Source organism: Georgenia thermotolerans, from assembly GCF_009193185.1.
GTDB classification, from domain to species: Bacteria; Actinomycetota; Actinomycetes; order Actinomycetales; family Actinomycetaceae; genus Georgenia; species Georgenia thermotolerans.
On the sequence record NZ_VUKF01000008.1, the window covers coordinates 59,238 to 75,537 of the forward strand.

Sequence of the window (16,300 nt, forward strand, 5' to 3'; positions counted from 1 at the left end):
GCCGGACCGTCCGGGGCGCCGCCGCCGGACGGCTCCGGCACCACCTCGCGCCCGCGTGGCAAGATCGAGCGGTGCAGAAGACCTCCCTCGATCCCGCCATCGCCGCCCGCCTCAAGCGCGACGAGCACGGCCTCGTCGCCGCCGTCGTCCAGCAGCACGACACCGGCGAGGTGCTCATGGTCGGCTGGATGGACGACGAGGCGCTCGCCCGCACCCTGACCACCGGGCGCGCCTGGTACTGGTCGCGCTCGCGGCAGGAGTACTGGCGCAAGGGGGACACCTCCGGGCACACCCAGCACGTGAAGTCCGTGGCGCTGGACTGCGACGGCGACACCCTGCTGGTCCGCGTCGACCAGGTCGGGCCCGCCTGCCACACCGGCACCCGCACCTGCTTCGAGGCCGGCGGCGACCTCGGCGCCGTCGTGGGGGAGGCGGACGCATGAGCACCGAGACCACGTATCTGAGCAGCGCGCGGGTGGAGTGGGGCGAGACCTGGCCCGCCCTGCCCGAGTTCCGGCGGATGGCCGCCGACCGGCGGGTCATCCCCGTGGTCCGCCGCCTGCTCGCCGACGACGTCACCCCCGTGGGGCTGTACCGCCAGCTGGCCGGCGGGCGCCCGGGCACGTTTATCCTCGAGTCCGCCGAGCACGACGGCGCGTGGGCGCGCTGGTCCTTCGTCGGCGCCGCCTCCCGGGCCACCCTCACCAGCCGGGACGGGCACGCGACCTGGCACGGCGACGTCCCCGTCGGCATCCCGGCCGCCGGGCCGGTGCTGGAGGTCCTCGGGGCCGCGCTCGCCGAGCTGGCCACCCCCGCCATCCCGGGCCTGCCGCCGCTGACCGGCGGGCTGGTCGGCTCGCTGGGCTGGGAGGTCCTGCGCCAGTGGGAGCCGACCCTGCGGGCCCAGGCCCCGGTCGAGCACGACACCCCCGACGTGGCGCTGTGCCTGGCCACCGACATGGCCGCGGTGGACCACCACGACGGGTCGGTGTGGCTCATCGCCAACGCGGTGAACTTCGACAACACCGACGAGCGGGTCGACGCCGCGCATGCCGACGCCGTGGCCCGGCTGGACGCGATGGAGGCGGCGCTGCTGCGCCCCGCCACCACGGCCGCGGCCGTGACGGTGCCCGCCGAGCAGCCGGAGCTGCGCTTCCGCACCCCGCGCGAGGACTTCGAGACCGCCGTGCTCGCCGCCAAGCAGGCGATCTACGACGGGGAGGTCTTCCAGGTGGTGCTCTCCCAGCGCCTGGACATCGACTGCGCCGCCGACCCGCTCGACGTCTACCGGGTGCTGCGCACGATCAACCCCTCGCCCTACATGTACTACCTCCAGCTCGCGGACCCGGACGGGCCGGCGGGCGACGGGGGCGCCGGGGACGGCCCGGCGGGCGGCGCCGGCGCGGGCGGGACCTTCGCCGTCGTCGGCTCCAGCCCGGAGACCCTCGTGCACGTCCAGGACGGCACGGTGACCACCTTCCCCATCGCCGGCTCGCGCCCGCGCGGGGCGACGCAGGCGGAGGACCGGGCCCTGGCCGAGGAGCTGCTGGCGGACCCCAAGGAGATCGCCGAGCACGTCATGCTGGTCGACCTGGCCCGCAACGACCTGACGAAGGTGTGCCGGCCGGAGACGGTCGACGTGGTCGAGCTCATGGAGATCAAGCGGTTCAGCCACATCATGCACATCTCCTCGACCGTCCAGGGCCGGCAGCGGGACGGCACGAGCGCGCTGGACTGCCTCACCGCCACCTTCCCGGCCGGCACCCTCTCCGGGGCGCCCAAGCCCCGGGCGATCGAGCTCATCGACGCCCTCGAGCCGGCCCGCCGCGGCGTGTACGGCGGGGTGGTGGGGTACTTCGACTTCGCCGGGAACCTCGACATGGCCATCGCCATCCGCACCGCCGTGATCCGCGGCCGCCAGGCGTCGGTGCAGGCCGGCGCCGGGATCGTGGCCGACTCGGTGCCCGCCACCGAGTACGAGGAGACCCGGAACAAGGCCGCCGCCGCCGTCCGCGCGATCCAGGTCGCCGCCGGGCTGCGCCCGCTGGCCGACCGCGCCGGGGCGCGGCCGTGACCTCGGCCGACGCCGGGGCGGGGCGCGCGACCGGGACGCCGGGGCGGGGCACCCGCCGTGCGGTGGTGCTGGCCGCCCTGGTGCTCGCGGTGCTGCTCCTGGCGCTGGGCGGTCTGCCCTGGGTGCGCGGGGAGGTGGCCACGGTCATCGACGTGCGCCCGGTGAGCGTGACCGGGGCGGGCGCCACCCCGGCGCTCACCGCCGCCGCGCTGGTGGTGGGGGCAGCCGCGCTGACCGTGGCGATCGGGCGCCGGGTGGCGGTCGCCGTCGGCGGGGTGGTGCTGATCGGCGCCGCGGCGCTGGTCGCGGCCGCGGTGGCCGGCTTCCTCCAGGACCCGACGGCGCCCGCCCTCGCCGAGGCGGCGCAGGTCAGCGGCGTGCCGCAGCTGTCCGGCGCGGCCCACGTCACCCCCTGGCCCTGGGTGGCGCTCGTGGTGGCCGCCGCCCTGGCGGTGCTGGGCGTGCTCACGCTCGTGCGCGGGCGGGCCTGGCAGAGCGGGGGACGCCGCTTCGAGCGGACGACGGCGCCCGGGACCGTTGCCCCGAGCGCCGCCCCGAACGCCGCCCGGGACGCGCGCACCCGGGCCATGGACGACTGGGACGCCCTGGGCCGCGGTGAGGACCCCTCCGGGCAAGACGACGTCTCCTCCGGCCCCGATGCCGCCTCCTCCGGCGACGGAGACGGGCCCTCCGGCCCCGAGGCCGCTCCCTCCGGCGAGGGCGACGCCGAGCCGCCGGCGCCTCGCTGAAGCCCCCGGGCGTGCGGCCGGCCACGGCGCGCGCGACGCCGTCGGCGAGGTCGAGCCGCCGCGGCGAGGTCGCGCTTCGTCGGCGAGATCGAACCGGTCCGGCGAGGTCGCTGCCGATCGGCCGCTGACTGGCCGAGCTCCTGTTTCGCCGCTCTGGTGCCGGCTCGTCACGCCGCGACGCACGAGGTCCCGTGAGGCGGGCGCGCGCATGGTCCGGCGCGGCGAGCAGCCGCGCTTTCCCGCTAGGGTGAGCCTCATACCGCCGACAGCCCGCGAAAGGGAAGAGAAGAGATGCCGCAGACACCCGAACCGCAGACCTACACGTTGCCCCCGGCCTCGCCGTTCGCCAACCACGGCCGGACGAAGGCCGCGTGGGTCCTCATGTGGGGCGTGTGCCTGGGCTTCCTGCTCGCCGGCCTCGGCCTGATGATGAGCAACCAGGTCGTGGTGATCGTGGGGGTCGTCGTCACCGTCGGCTCGGTCGTCCTCAGCGTGATCATGCGCGGCATGGGCATGGGCCAGCCGGCGCCCGCCGCCGTCCAGGGCGACGAGCGCGACTGGTACTCCGCCTGATGGCGGGGGAGCACCAGCCCTACCCCGCCCAGCAGTACGGCCAGCCGTACGGCACCCCCGCCTACGGGCCGACGGCCGAGAAGAACAACCTCGGCAACATCGGGCTGATCGCCTCGATCGTCGGCATCGTGGGCTCCTTCATCCCCGTGCTCAACATCGTCGCCGGCTTCGGCGGCATCGTCGGACTCGTGCTCGGCATCCTCGGCCTGCGCGCCGCGAACGCCGGCCGGGCGACCAACCGGGGCATGTCGATCGCCGCGATCGTCGTCGGCGCGGTCCAGATCGTGCTCGGCATCCTGGTCATCATCGGGCTCGCCGCCTTCCTCAGCACGTACGAGACGTCGGGCTTCGAGTCCCTCTGACGCCCACCGCGACGCCCCGCCCGGACGTCCGGGCGGGGCGTCGTCGTACCCGAGGGAGGCGGCCCGGCGTCCCCCACTGCGGACGCCGTCCGGGGGTGTCGGCGGCCCGGCCTACGATGGGCGCGACGACAACGAGGGGAGACGGCACCGTGACTGTGCTGGAAGACATCGTCGCCGGGGTCCGTGAGGACCTCGCCGAGCGCGAGGCACAGCGCCCGCTGGACGTCCTCAAGGAGATGGCGCAGCGCCAGGTGGGCGCGAAGGACGGCGTGGCTGCGCTGCGCGGCGAGCACGGCGAGGTGACGATCATCTCGGAGGTCAAGCGCTCGAGCCCGTCCAAGGGCGCGCTGGCCGAGATCGCCGACCCGGCGGGCCTCGCCGCGGAGTACGAGGCCGGCGGGGCGAGCGTGATCTCCTGCCTGACCGAGCGGCGCCGCTTCGGCGGCTCCCTGGAGGACCTCGCCGCCGTGCGCGCGGCGGTGGACGTCCCCGTGCTGCGCAAGGACTTCGTCGTCACCCCCTACCAGGTGTGGGAGGCGCGGGCCTTCGGCGCGGACCTCGTGCTCCTCATCGTCGCCGCCCTCGAGCAGGAGGTCCTCGTCTCGCTGATCGAGCGGGTCCACTCCCTGGGCATGACGGCGCTGGTCGAGGCCCACAACCGCGAGGAGGCGCAGCGCGGGCTCGATGCCGGCGCCCGCGTCCTGGGCATCAACGCGCGCAACCTGCACACCCTCACCGTCGACCGCGCCGTGTTCAGCCAGGTCGTCGACGTCGTGCCCAGCGGGGTCATCAAGGTCGCCGAGTCCGGCGTCCGCGGCCCGCACGACGTGCTCGACTACGCCCGCGCCGGGGCCGACGCCGTCCTGGTGGGCGAGGCGCTGGTGACCACCGGCAACCCCCGCCAGGCGGTGGCCGACATGGTCGCCGCCGGCTCCCACCCCTCCCTGCGGGCGGTGCGCAAGTGAGCGAGCAGCACACCGACAGCGCGGCGCCGGTCACGCCCCCGGCGCACCTCGCCGAGGCCCCCGGCCCCTACTTCGGCGACTTCGGTGGCCGGTTCGTCGCCGAGGCGCTCGTCGCGGCGCTCGACGACCTCACCGCCGCCTGGGAGGAGCTCAAGACCGACCCGGCGTTCCTCGCCGAGATGGACCACCTCAACCGCACCTACACCGGCCGGCCCAGCATCATCACCGAGGTGCCGCGCTTCGCCGAGCACGCCGGCGGCGCGCGGGTCATCCTCAAGCGCGAGGACCTCAACCACACCGGCTCGCACAAGATCAACAACGTCCTGGGCCAGGCGCTGCTGACCCGCAAGGTCGGCAAGAAGCGGGTCATCGCCGAGACCGGCGCCGGCCAGCACGGGGTGGCCACCGCCACCGCCGCGGCCCTGCTCGGCCTGGAGTGCACCGTCTACATGGGCGAGGAGGACATGCGCCGCCAGGCGCTCAACGTCGCCCGCATGCGCCTGCTCGGCGCCGAGGTCATCGGCGTCTCCACCGGCTCGCGCACCCTCAAGGACGCCATCAACGAGGCCTTCCGCGACTGGGTGACCAACGTCGAGACCACCAACTACATCTTCGGCACCGCCGCGGGCCCGCACCCCTTCCCCGCGATGGTCCGCGACCTGCAGAAGGTCATCGGCGAGGAGGCCCGCCAGCAGGTCCTCGACCTCACCGGCAAGCTGCCCGACGTCGTGTGCGCCTGCGTGGGTGGCGGGTCGAACGCCATCGGCATCTTCAACGCCTTCCTCGACGACGACGGCGTCCGCTTGGTCGGCCTCGAGGCCGCGGGCGACGGCGTGGAGACCGGCAGGCACGCCTCCTCGATCACCGGCGGCACCCCCGGGGTGCTGCACGGCGCGCGCACCTTCCTGCTCCAGGACGAGGACGGCCAGACGGTGGAGTCCCACTCCATCTCCGCCGGCCTGGACTACCCCGGGGTGGGCCCCGAGCACTCCTGGCTCGCCAGCATCCACCGCGCCGAGTACCTGCCCGTCACGGACAGCGAGGCCATGGAGGCCTTCCGGCTGCTGTGCCGCACCGAGGGCATCATCCCGGCCATCGAGAGCGCCCACGCCCTCGCCGGCGCCATCCGCATCGGGAGGGAGGCCAAGGCCGCCGGGCAGCCGGCCCCGACCATCCTGGTCAACCTCTCCGGGCGCGGGGACAAGGACGTGGAGACGGCCGCGGCCTGGTTCCACCTCCTCGACGCCGACGAGCACGACGGCGCCGTGCCCGAGGCCGCCGGGCCCGAGGACGCGGCGAAGACCGGCGCCGTGGACGGCGCGGGGTACGAGGCCACCGGGAGCGTGGAGCTGTGAGCATGACGACCACCGGCGCGACGACCGCGTCCAAGACCGCCGCGGCGATCGACGCCGCCAAGGCCCGCGGGGGAGCGGCGCTGATCGGCTACCTCCCGGTCGGCTTCCCCGACGTCGACACCTCCATCCGGGCCGCGCGCGAGCTCGTCGCGGCCGGCGCCGACGTCATCGAGCTGGGGCTGCCCTACTCCGACCCGGGCATGGACGGCGAGACCATCCAGCAGGCCACCCAGGCCGCGCTCGACGGCGGCACCCGCACCGCCGACGTGCTGCGCGCCGTCGAGCAGGTCGCCGCGACCGGCGCCGCCGTGCTCGTCATGACCTACTACAACCCCGTGTACCGCTACGGCGTGGACCGCTTCGCGCGCGACCTGGCCGCGGCGGGCGGGGCCGGCCTCATCACCCCGGACCTCATCCCGGACGAGGCGGGCGAGTGGATCGCCGCCTCCGACGCCCACGGGCTCGACCGGGTCTTCCTCGTCGCGCCCAGCTCCACCGACGCCCGGCTGCGGCTGACCGCCGGCGCCTGCCGCGGGTTCGTCTACGCCGCGTCCACCATGGGCGTCACCGGCGCCCGGACCGCCGTGGACACCCACGCGCGCGGGCTGGTCGCCCGCACCCGGGAGGCCGGCGGGGAGCCGCGGGTGTGCGTGGGCCTCGGGGTGTCCAACCGGGACCAGGCGGCCGAGATCGCCGAGTACGCCGACGGCGTCATCGTCGGCTCGGCGCTGGTGCGGACCCTCATGCGCCCCGACGGCGACACCGGCGCCGGGCTGCGGGACCTCAGCGCCCTCGCCCAGGAGCTGGCCACCGGCGCGCACGGCGGCTGACGGCCGGCGAGGGCAGGGGCGGCGAGCGGATAGTCTGCACGGGTGCTGACCTCCGCCGTCCTCGCCGCCCTGCCCAGCCCGCCCCAGGGGGTCTGGCAGCTGGGCCCGCTCCCGGTGCGCGCCTACGCGCTGGCGATCCTGCTTGGCGGGGTGGCGGCCTGGTGGATCCTCGACCGGCGCTACACCGCCAAGGGCGGGCCCAAGGACACCGCCATCGACGTCGTGTTCTGGATGGTGCCGTTCGGCATCGTGGGGGCGCGGCTGTACCACGTCTTCACCACCCCGGAGCCGTACTTCGGCCCGGGCGGCAACCCCTGGAACGCCTTCGCGATCTGGAACGGCGGGCTGGGCATCTGGGGCGCGGTCGCGCTGGGCGCGGTGGGGGCGTGGCTCGGGCTCCGCCGCCGCGGGCTGCGCCTGGCGCCGTTCGCCGACGCCCTCGCGCCCGGGCTGCTCGTCGCCCAGGCCATCGGCCGGCTGGGCAACTACTTCAACCAGGAGCTCTACGGCAAGCCCACGACCCTGCCGTGGGGGCTGCAGATCGACGACGCCCACCTGGTCCCCGGGTATCCCTCCGGCACCCTGTTCCACCCGACGTTCCTCTACGAGCTGGTGTGGAACCTCGCCATGGTGGGGGTGCTGGTGTGGGCCGAGCGCCGCTTCCGGCTGCGCCACGGCCGGGTGTTCTGGCTGTACGTCATGCTCTACACGCTGGGCCGGGTGTGGATCGAGCACCTGCGCATCGACACCGCCGAGATCGTCCTGGGCCTGCGCCTGAACGTGTGGACGTCGATCCTCATCTTCCTCGTGGCCCTCGCCCTGTTCGTCGTCATCGGCCGGCGCACCCGCGGGGTACCCGAGAACCTCTGGCTGCCCGGCCGGGAGCCGGTCGACGAGGCCGTCCCCGGGGCCGACGACGGGCAGGCGCCCACCCCGACCGGCACCGTCGCGGCCGAGCGACCCGCGCCGGCCTCGGCATCCGAAGACGGGCAGGACGCCCGTGCACCGGGCGACGCGTCCGCGCCTGGCGCCGCGGACGCAGCGGACAGCGCCGCAGGCGGCCCGCAGGCATCGGACGGGGAGCGCCTGGCCAGCACGGCCCGGTCCGCCGACGACGAGCACGTCCCCTCCGCGCCGGCCGACGAGGACGTCCCCGGCCGCGCCTGAGAACGTCGTCGGCGCCTGCGGCCAACCCCGCGGCCCACGTGACGCGGCGGTTCCACAGCCGTGGGATCCACCTCCGCGGCGTCGAGCCAGCGACGTCCGGCACCGATGCGCCCGCGCGCCGTGGCGAGCCAGCAGGGAGGGGCACCGAGCTAGCGGCGTCGCGTTGCCCAGCAGTGACGACCCCGCTGCCTGGGTGCATACCGGCTGGCTGGGGTGCCCAGCCCGCTGCCTCGGCCCCGGACCGCGGCGCTCGCCAGCGAACTGGGCAACCGATGTCCCCGAAGTGCCGCCGGCAGGGGCGAAACGTGCTGGCTCGGCCCGGGGGCGCCGGCGGCCACACCCTCCTCGACAGCCTTGACAGCCCTGACAGCGGCGGGCCCCGCGCCGCTTGACAGCCCCCACCCTCGCGGCTTGTCTGGACGCGTTGTCCGCGGCCGCGGGCGGCCAAGTGTCAAGAATGTGGACAGGTCGTGTTACCTCCGGGTCATCTGGCAGTAATATCGCGCCACCATCGGGACGACGGCGACCCAACCACCACTCAGCTCAACGAAGCGGGGGTCCGTCTCGGGTCTTCGCGGTGAGGACGACACGCGGATGGAACCAGCTCAGGCGCCCAGTCCGTTTCACCCCCCGGCCCGCCACGGTCTGTACGACCCGGCCAACGAGCACGACGCGTGCGGCGTGGCCTTCGTGGCGACCCTGCGCGGCAGCCCGGGGCGGGACATCGTCGAGTCGGCGCTGACCGCCCTGACCAACCTCGACCACCGCGGCGCGGTGGGCGCCGAGGAGAACACCGGCGACGGCGCCGGCCTGCTCACGCAGGTGCCCGACGCCTTCCTGCGCGCCGTGGTCGCCTTCGACCTGCCCGCCGCCGGCGCCTACGCCGTCGGCACGGCCTTCCTGCCCGGGGGCGAGGCGGAGGCCGAGCGGGTCGAGGCGGTGCGCCGCATCGAGGCCATCGCCGCCCAGGAGGGCCTGGGGGTGCTCGGATGGCGCGAGGTGCCGGTCGACGCGTCGATGATCGGCCCCAGCGCCCTGGAGACCATGCCGGCCTTCCGGCAGTTCTTCCTCGCCGACGGCGCCAGCAGCGGCCTGGCCCTGGAGCGGCTCGCCTTCCGGGTGCGCAAGCGCGTCGAGCGCGAGCTCGGCCTGTACTTCGCGTCGCTGTCCTCGCGGACCCTCGTCTACAAGGGCATGCTCACCACCGCCCAGCTGCGCCCGTTCTTCCCGGACCTGTCCGACGAGCGGTTCGCCAGCGAGCTGGCCCTGGTGCACTCGCGCTTCTCGACCAACACCTTCCCGTCGTGGCCGCTGGCCCAGCCGTTCCGGCTGGTGGCGCACAACGGGGAGATCAACACCGTGCGCGGCAACCGGAACTGGATGGCCGCCCGTGAGGGCGTGCTGGCCTCCGACGCGCTGGGCGACCTCGCCCCGCTGCTGCCCGTGTGCACCCCGGGCGCCTCGGACTCGGCCACCTTCGACGAGGTCCTCGAGCTGCTCCACCTGGCCGGCCGGTCGCTGCCGGAGTCGGTGCTCATGATGATCCCCGAGGCGTGGCAGAACCACGACTCGATGGACCCGGGGCTGCGGGCGTTCTACGAGTACGCCTCCACCCTCATGGAGCCGTGGGACGGTCCGGCCGCCATGACCTTCACCGACGGCACCCTCATCGGCGCCGTCATGGACCGCAACGGCCTGCGCCCCGGGCGCTACTGGGTCACCGCCGACGGGCTCGTCGTGCTCGCCTCGGAGTCCGGGGTCCTCGACCTCGACCCCGCCACGGTGGTGCGCAAGGGCCGGCTCGAGCCGGGCCGGATGTTCCTCGTCGACACCGGCTCCGGCCGCATCGTCGAGGACGAGGAGATCAAGCGCGGCCTGGCCGAGCAGCACCCCTACCAGCAGTGGCTGGACGAGGGCCTCATCTTCTTCGAGGACCTGCCCGACCGCGACCACGTCGACCACTCGCGCCTGTCGGTGGTCCGCCGCCAGCAGACCTTCGGCTACACCGAGGAGGAGCTGCGGGTCCTGCTCGCCCCGATGGCCGCCACCGGCGCCGAGGCGATCGGCTCGATGGGCACCGACACCCCGGTGGCCGTGCTCTCCGCGCGCCCGCGGCTGCTGTTCGACTACTTCTCCCAGCTCTTCGCCCAGGTGACCAACCCGCCGCTGGACGCCATCCGCGAGGAGCTCGTCACCGCGCTGGGCGGGGCCATCGGCCCGGAGCCGAACCTGCTCGTCGACGGCCCCGAGCACGCCCGCAAGCTCGTCGTGCCGTTCCCGACCATCGACAACGACCAGCTCGCGAAGATCACCCACATCGGCAAGACCCCCCGCAAGGGCCACGCCTTCTCCGCCGTGACGATCTCCGGGCTCTACCCGGTGGCCGGCGGCGGCGCCGCGCTGCACGCGCGGCTGCAGGAGATCTTCGCCGAGGTCGACGCGGCCATCGAGCAGGGCCACAACATCATCGTGCTCTCCGACCGGGAGTCGACGGCGGCCCTCGCGCCGATCCCGTCGCTGCTGCTCACCTCGGCCGTGCACCACCACACCCTGCGCCGACGCACCCGCACGAAGATCTCCCTGATCGTCGAGGCCGGCGACGTGCGCGAGGTCCACCACGTGGCCCTCCTCATCGGCTACGGCGCCGCCTGCGTCAACCCCTACCTGGCCATGGAGAGCGTCGAGCACCTGGTGCGCTCCGGCGTCGTGCGCGGGGTCACCCCCCAGCAGGCGGTGGCCAACCTCATCAAGGCGCTCGGCAAGGGCGTGCTCAAGGTGATGTCGAAGATGGGCATCTCCACCGTGGCCTCCTACCGCGGCGCCCAGGTCTTCGAGGCGATCGGCCTGTCCGAGGACCTCGTGGAGGCCTACTTCACCGGCACGCCGACCCCGCTGGGCGGCGTCGGCCTCGACGTCATCGCCGCCGAGGTCGCCGCCCGCCACGCCACCGCCTACCCGCACTCGGGCATCTCCCCGGCCCACCGCACCCTGCGCATGGGCGGGGAGTACCAGTGGCGCCGGGAGGGCGAGCCGCACCTGTTCGACCCCGAGACGATCTTCCGGCTCCAGCACTCCACCCGGACGCGGCGCTACGACGTCTTCCGCAAGTACACCGAGGGCGTCAACGAGCAGTCCCGGCGGCTGATGACGCTGCGCGGGCTGCTGCGGCTCAAGACCGGCGCACACGACCCGGTCCCGGTGGAGGAGGTCGAGCCGGTCAGCGCGATCGTCAGGCGGTTCTCCACCGGCGCGATGAGCTACGGCTCCATCTCCGCCGAGGCGCACGAGACCCTCGCCATCGCCATGAACATGCTCGGCGGGAAGTCGAACACCGGCGAGGGCGGGGAGGACACCGACCGGCTGCACGACCCGCGCCGCCGCTCGGCCATCAAGCAGGTCGCCTCGGGCCGCTTCGGCGTGACCGCGGACTACCTCACCAACGCCGACGACATCCAGATCAAGATCGCCCAGGGCGCCAAGCCCGGCGAGGGCGGCCAGCTGCCCGCGCACAAGGTCTACCCCTGGGTGGCCCACACCCGGCACTCCACCCCCGGCGTCGGGCTCATCTCCCCGCCGCCGCACCACGACATCTACTCCATCGAGGACCTCGCCCAGCTGATCCACGACCTCAAGAACGCCAACCCGGCGGCGCGGATCCACACCAAGCTGGTCAGCGAGATCGGCGTGGGTACGGTGGCCGCCGGCGTCGCCAAGGCGCACTCCGACGTCGTCCTGGTCTCCGGGCACGACGGCGGCACCGGCGCGGCGCCGCTCACCTCCCTCAAGCACGCGGGCGCCCCGTGGGAGATCGGCCTGGCCGAGACCCAGCAGACCCTCGTCCTCAACGACCTGCGCGACCGCGTGGTGGTCCAGGCGGACGGGCAGATGAAGACCGGCCGCGACGTCATCGTCGCCGCCCTGCTCGGGGCGGAGGAGTTCGGCTTCGCCACCGCCCCGCTGGTGGTCGAGGGCTGCATCATGATGCGGGTGTGCCACCTGGACACCTGCCCGGTGGGCGTGGCCACGCAGAACCCCGAGCTGCGCAAGCGGTTCACCGGCAAGGCCGAGCACGTGGTGACCTTCTTCGAGTTCATCGCCGAGGAGGTGCGCGAGCTGCTCGCCGCCCTGGGCCTGCGCTCGATCGACGAGGCCGTCGGCCGCGTCGACCTGCTCGACGCCGTGGAGGCGGTGGAGCACTGGAAGGCGTCCGGCCTCGACCTCGGCCCGCTGCTCGCGCCGGTCGAGCCCCGGCCCGGCTCGGCGCGGCGGCACGCCCGCGCCCAGGACCACGGCCTGGAGAAGGCGCTCGACAACGAGCTCATCCGCCTGGCCGGCCCGGCCCTGGAGGGCGGGGAGCACGTGCGGATCGAGCTGCCGGTGCGCAACGTCAACCGGACCGTGGGCACGATGCTCGGCCACGAGCTGACCAAGCGGTACGGCGCCGAGGGCCTGCCCGACGGCACGATCGACGTCACCCTGCGCGGCTCGGCCGGGCAGTCCTTCGGCGCGGTGCTGCCCCGCGGCATCACGCTGCGCCTGATCGGCGACGCCAACGACTACGTGGGCAAGTCCCTCTCCGGCGGGCGGATCGTCGTCCGCCCCGACGCGCGGGCGATCTTCCCCGCCGAGGACAACGTGGTGGCGGGCAACGTCATCGCCTACGGCGCGACGTCGGGGGAGATCTACCTCCGCGGCCGCGCTGGGGAGCGCTTCGCCGTCCGCAACTCCGGGGCCACCCTGGTGGTCGAGGGCGTGGGCGACCACGCCGCCGAGTACATGACCGGCGGCACGCTGCTCGTCCTGGGCCCCACCGGGCGCAACCTCGGCGCCGGCATGTCCGGTGGCACCGCCTACGTCCTCGACCTCGACACCGCCCAGGTCAACGCCCCGGCGCTGGCCTCCGGCGAGCTGATCCTGTCCGCGCTGGACGCCGAGGACCACGCGATCGTCGTCGACCTGCTCCGCCGGCACCTCGAGCTGACCGACTCCGCCGTGGCGGCCGAGCTCCTCGCGGACCTCGACGCCCTCGACGCCCGCCTGACCAAGGTGCTCCCGCGCCAGTACGCCGCCGTCTCCGCCGCCCTGGTCAAGGCGGCCGAGGACGGCCTCGACCCGAGCTCGCCGGACGTGTGGGCCAACATCATGGAGGCTTCCCGTGGCTGACCCCCAGGGTTTCCTGAAGTACCGCGAGCGGGAGCTGCCCCGCCGCCGGCCGGTGCCGGTGCGGATCATGGACAGCAAGGAGGTCTACGAGCGCCGCGCGGAGGACGCCCCCGCCCTCGTGCGCCAGGCCGCCCGGTGCATGGACTGCGGGGTGCCGTTCTGCCACAACGGCTGCCCGCTGGGCAACCTCATCCCCGAGTGGAACGAGCTCACCCGCACCCAGGACTGGGCCGGGGCGATCGAGCGGCTCCACGCGACGAACAACTTCCCGGAGTGGACCGGGCGGCTGTGCCCCGCCCCCTGCGAGACGGCGTGCGTGCTGGGCATCAACCAGCCGCCGGTGACGATCAAGAACATCGAGCAGTCCATCGCCGACAACGCCTGGGACCGCGACCTCATCCGCCCGCAGATCCCCCAGCGGCTCACCGGCTCCACCGTCGCGGTGATCGGCTCCGGGCCCGCCGGGCTGGCCGCCGCCCAGCAGCTCACCCGCGCCGGGCACACCGTGGCGGTCTACGAGCGCGACGACCGCATCGGGGGCCTGCTCACCTACGGCATCCCCGACTTCAAGATGGACCGGGCCCAGGTGGACCGGCGCATCGCCCAGATGGAGGCGGAGGGCACCCGCTTCCGCCCGTCGGTGGACGTCGGCGGCGCGGGGTCGCTCAGCGGGCAGGACCTGCGCGAGCGGTACGACGCCGTCATCCTCGCCATGGGCTCGACCGTGCCCCGCGAGCTGCCCGCCCCCGGGCGCGAGCTGGGTGGCATCCACTACGCCATGGACTACCTCGTCCAGGCCAACCGGGTGGTCGCGGGCCAGGAGGTGCCCGACCAGATCCTCGCCACCGGCAAGGACGTGGTCATCATCGGCGGCGGCGACACCGGCTCGGACTGCCTGGGCACCGCCACCCGCCAGCAGGCCCGCTCGGTCGTGCAGATCGACATCAACCCCGTCCCGCCGGAGGAGCGCCCGGCGAACCAGCCGTGGCCGACCTACCCCAAGGTCTACCGGGTCTCGACCTCGCACGAGGAGAACGGCGAGCGCGTGTACGGCTCCTCGACCGTGGAGTTCCTCTCCGACGGCTCGGCGGGGGAGGGGCAGGTCACCCACCTGCGCCTCGTCGACGTCGACCGCACCTCCGGGCAGGCCGTGCCCATCGAGGGCACCGAGCGGATCATCCCCGCCCAGCTCGTCCTCCTCGCGCTCGGCTTCACCGGCGTCCCCGCCGGCGGGCTCGTCGAGCAGCTGGGCGTCGAGCTGGACGCGCGCGGGCGCGTCGTGCGCGATGAGACGTTCGCCACCTCCGTGCCGGGGGTGTACGTCGCCGGCGACGCCGGGCGCGGCCAGTCGCTCATCGTGTGGGCCATCGCCGAGGGCCGCTCGGCGGCCTCCGCCGTCGACGCCTACCTGCGCGGCGAGACCGAGCTTCCGGCCCCGATCCTGCCCTCGACGGTGTCGGTGTCGGTCTGACCTGGCCCGCCCGGCCCGCTCCGCACGGCCCGGCCCCCCGCGAGTCCGGGGGCGCCGGGCCGTCGGCGCACCCGGCGCGCAGCACACCGGTGAGCGGCACCACTGGGACCTCGCACGGGCGGCCCGGGACCGCCAGGCCCTAGGCTGGGCCCCATGCGTAGAGCGAAGATCGTGTGCACCATCGGCCCCGCCACCGAGTCCCCCGAGAAGGTCCAGGAGCTGGTGGACGCCGGCATGGACGTCGCCCGGATCAACCGCTCCCACGGTGCGGTGGAGGAGCACGAGGCGGTGTACCGCAACGTGCGGGCCGCCGCGCAGGCCTCGGGCCGCGCCGTCGCCGTCCTGGTGGACCTCCAGGGCCCGAAGATCCGCCTGGGCAACTTCGCCGACGGCAAGGTGAACCTCCGCGAGGGCGACACCTTCACCATCACCACCGAGGACGTCCCGGGCAACGCCGAGATCGCCTCGACCACGTACAAGGGCCTGCCCGGCGACGCCAACCCCGGCGACCGCATCCTCATCGACGACGGCAAGGTCGCCGTCCGCGTCCTCGAGGTGGACGGCCCCCGCGTCGTCACCCGGGTCGAGGTGCCCGGCCCGGTGTCCAACCACAAGGGCCTGAACCTGCCCGGCGTCGCCGTGTCCGTGCCCGCCCTGTCCGAGAAGGACAAGGAGGACCTGCGCTGGGCCCTGAACGTCGGCGCCGACATGATCGCGCTGTCCTTCGTGCGCTCCGCCGCGGACGTCGAGGACGTCCACGCGATCATGGACGAGGAGGGCCGCCGGGTCCCGGTCATCGCCAAGATCGAGAAGCCCCAGGCCGTGGAGAACCTCGTCGAGGTCGTCGACGCGTTCGACGGCGTCATGGTCGCCCGCGGCGACCTCGGCGTCGAGCTGCCGCTCGAGCAGGTGCCGCTGGTGCAGAAGCGCGCCATCGAGCTCGCCCGGCGCAACGCCAAGCCCGTCATCGTCGCCACCCAGATGCTCGAGTCGATGATCACCAGCCCGCGGCCCACCCGCGCCGAGGCCTCCGACGTCGCCAACGCCATCCTCGACGGCGCCGACGCGGTCATGCTCTCCGGCGAGACCTCGGTCGGGGAGTTCCCCATCGAGACCGTGCGCACCATGGCCCGCATCGTGGAGAACACCGAGGAGAACGGCGGCGAGCGGATCGCCCCGCTGGGCTCCAGCCCGCACACCCGCGGCGGGGTCATCACCAAGGCCGCCGCGGACATCGGCGAGATGCTCGAGACGAAGTACCTCGTCACCTTCACCCAGTCCGGTGACTCCGCCCGCCGCATGTCCCGGCTGCGCTCGCCCATCCCGCTGCTGGCCTTCACCCCGTCGACCGACGTGCGCAACCAGCTGGCGGTCAGCTGGGGCGTGCAGACCTACACCGTGCCCCCGGTGAGCCACACCGACGACATGGTCAACCAGGTCGACCAGCTCCTGCAGACCACCGGGCTGGCCGAGGAGGGCGACCGGGTCGTCATCGTCGCCGGCATGCCCCCGGGCAAGGTCGGCTCGACCAACTCCATCCGCGTGCACAAGATCGGCGAGACCTACACCAAGGCCTGACGGTCGACGGCGG

12 protein-coding genes are annotated in these 16,300 nt (G+C 74.1%); all 12 read left to right on the plus strand.

Features of this window, described 5'->3' with window-relative positions; genetic code table 11:
- Window positions 1-71: 71 nt before the first annotated feature.
- The 12 genes from hisI to pyk all read left to right on the plus strand — a co-directional run bounded on the left by hisI (window position 72) and on the right by pyk (window position 16,287).
- The gene (hisI, locus tag GD970_RS05455; RefSeq protein ID WP_152201736.1) at window positions 72-443 is read left to right on the plus strand and encodes a phosphoribosyl-AMP cyclohydrolase; all 372 of its coding nucleotides are present in this window, start codon (window positions 72-74) and stop codon (window positions 441-443) included.
- Window positions 440-2,074 (plus strand): anthranilate synthase component I, encoded by a 1,635-nt coding sequence (locus GD970_RS05460; protein WP_152201738.1) that lies wholly within the window; start codon window positions 440-442, stop codon window positions 2,072-2,074. The genes hisI and GD970_RS05460 overlap by 4 nt, the downstream gene beginning before the upstream one ends.
- Window positions 2,071-2,823 carry a Trp biosynthesis-associated membrane protein gene (locus GD970_RS05465; RefSeq protein ID WP_152201740.1) on the plus strand — a complete coding sequence of 251 codons (753 nt, stop codon included), beginning with the start codon at window positions 2,071-2,073 and terminating at the stop codon, window positions 2,821-2,823. The genes GD970_RS05460 and GD970_RS05465 overlap by 4 nt, the downstream gene beginning before the upstream one ends.
- Before the next feature lie 291 nt (window positions 2,824-3,114).
- A complete protein-coding gene (locus GD970_RS05470) occupies window positions 3,115-3,396 on the plus strand; it encodes an HGxxPAAW family protein (RefSeq protein ID WP_152201743.1) in 282 nt (93 codons plus the stop codon).
- Complete coding sequence (locus GD970_RS05475; protein ID WP_152201745.1) at window positions 3,396-3,758, plus strand: DUF4190 domain-containing protein; 363 nt, start codon at window positions 3,396-3,398, stop codon at window positions 3,756-3,758. The genes GD970_RS05470 and GD970_RS05475 overlap by 1 nt, the downstream gene beginning before the upstream one ends.
- Before the next feature lie 149 nt (window positions 3,759-3,907).
- Complete coding sequence (gene trpC, locus GD970_RS05480; RefSeq protein ID WP_152201748.1) at window positions 3,908-4,723, plus strand: indole-3-glycerol phosphate synthase TrpC; 816 nt, start codon at window positions 3,908-3,910, stop codon at window positions 4,721-4,723.
- A complete protein-coding gene (gene trpB, locus GD970_RS05485) occupies window positions 4,720-6,078 on the plus strand; it encodes a tryptophan synthase subunit beta (protein ID WP_152201750.1) in 1,359 nt (452 codons plus the stop codon). Before trpC ends, trpB begins: the two co-directional genes overlap by 4 nt.
- Window positions 6,079-6,080: 2 nt before the next feature.
- Window positions 6,081-6,908: a tryptophan synthase subunit alpha gene (gene trpA / locus GD970_RS05490; RefSeq protein ID WP_152201753.1), complete on the plus strand. Its 828-nt coding sequence runs from the start codon at window positions 6,081-6,083 to the stop codon at window positions 6,906-6,908.
- A gap of 45 nt (window positions 6,909-6,953) precedes the next feature.
- Window positions 6,954-8,075: a prolipoprotein diacylglyceryl transferase gene (gene lgt / locus GD970_RS05495; RefSeq protein ID WP_152201835.1), complete on the plus strand. Its 1,122-nt coding sequence runs from the start codon at window positions 6,954-6,956 to the stop codon at window positions 8,073-8,075.
- Between the two features lie 594 nt (window positions 8,076-8,669).
- Complete coding sequence (gene gltB, locus GD970_RS05500; RefSeq protein ID WP_152201756.1) at window positions 8,670-13,238, plus strand: glutamate synthase large subunit; 4,569 nt, start codon at window positions 8,670-8,672, stop codon at window positions 13,236-13,238.
- The gene (locus GD970_RS05505) at window positions 13,231-14,709 is read left to right on the plus strand and encodes a glutamate synthase subunit beta (protein WP_152201758.1); all 1,479 of its coding nucleotides are present in this window, start codon (window positions 13,231-13,233) and stop codon (window positions 14,707-14,709) included. Before gltB ends, GD970_RS05505 begins: the two co-directional genes overlap by 8 nt.
- Window positions 14,710-14,862: 153 nt before the next feature.
- Window positions 14,863-16,287 (plus strand): pyruvate kinase, encoded by a 1,425-nt coding sequence (pyk, locus tag GD970_RS05510; protein ID WP_152201761.1) that lies wholly within the window; start codon window positions 14,863-14,865, stop codon window positions 16,285-16,287.
- Window positions 16,288-16,300 lie beyond the last annotated feature (13 nt).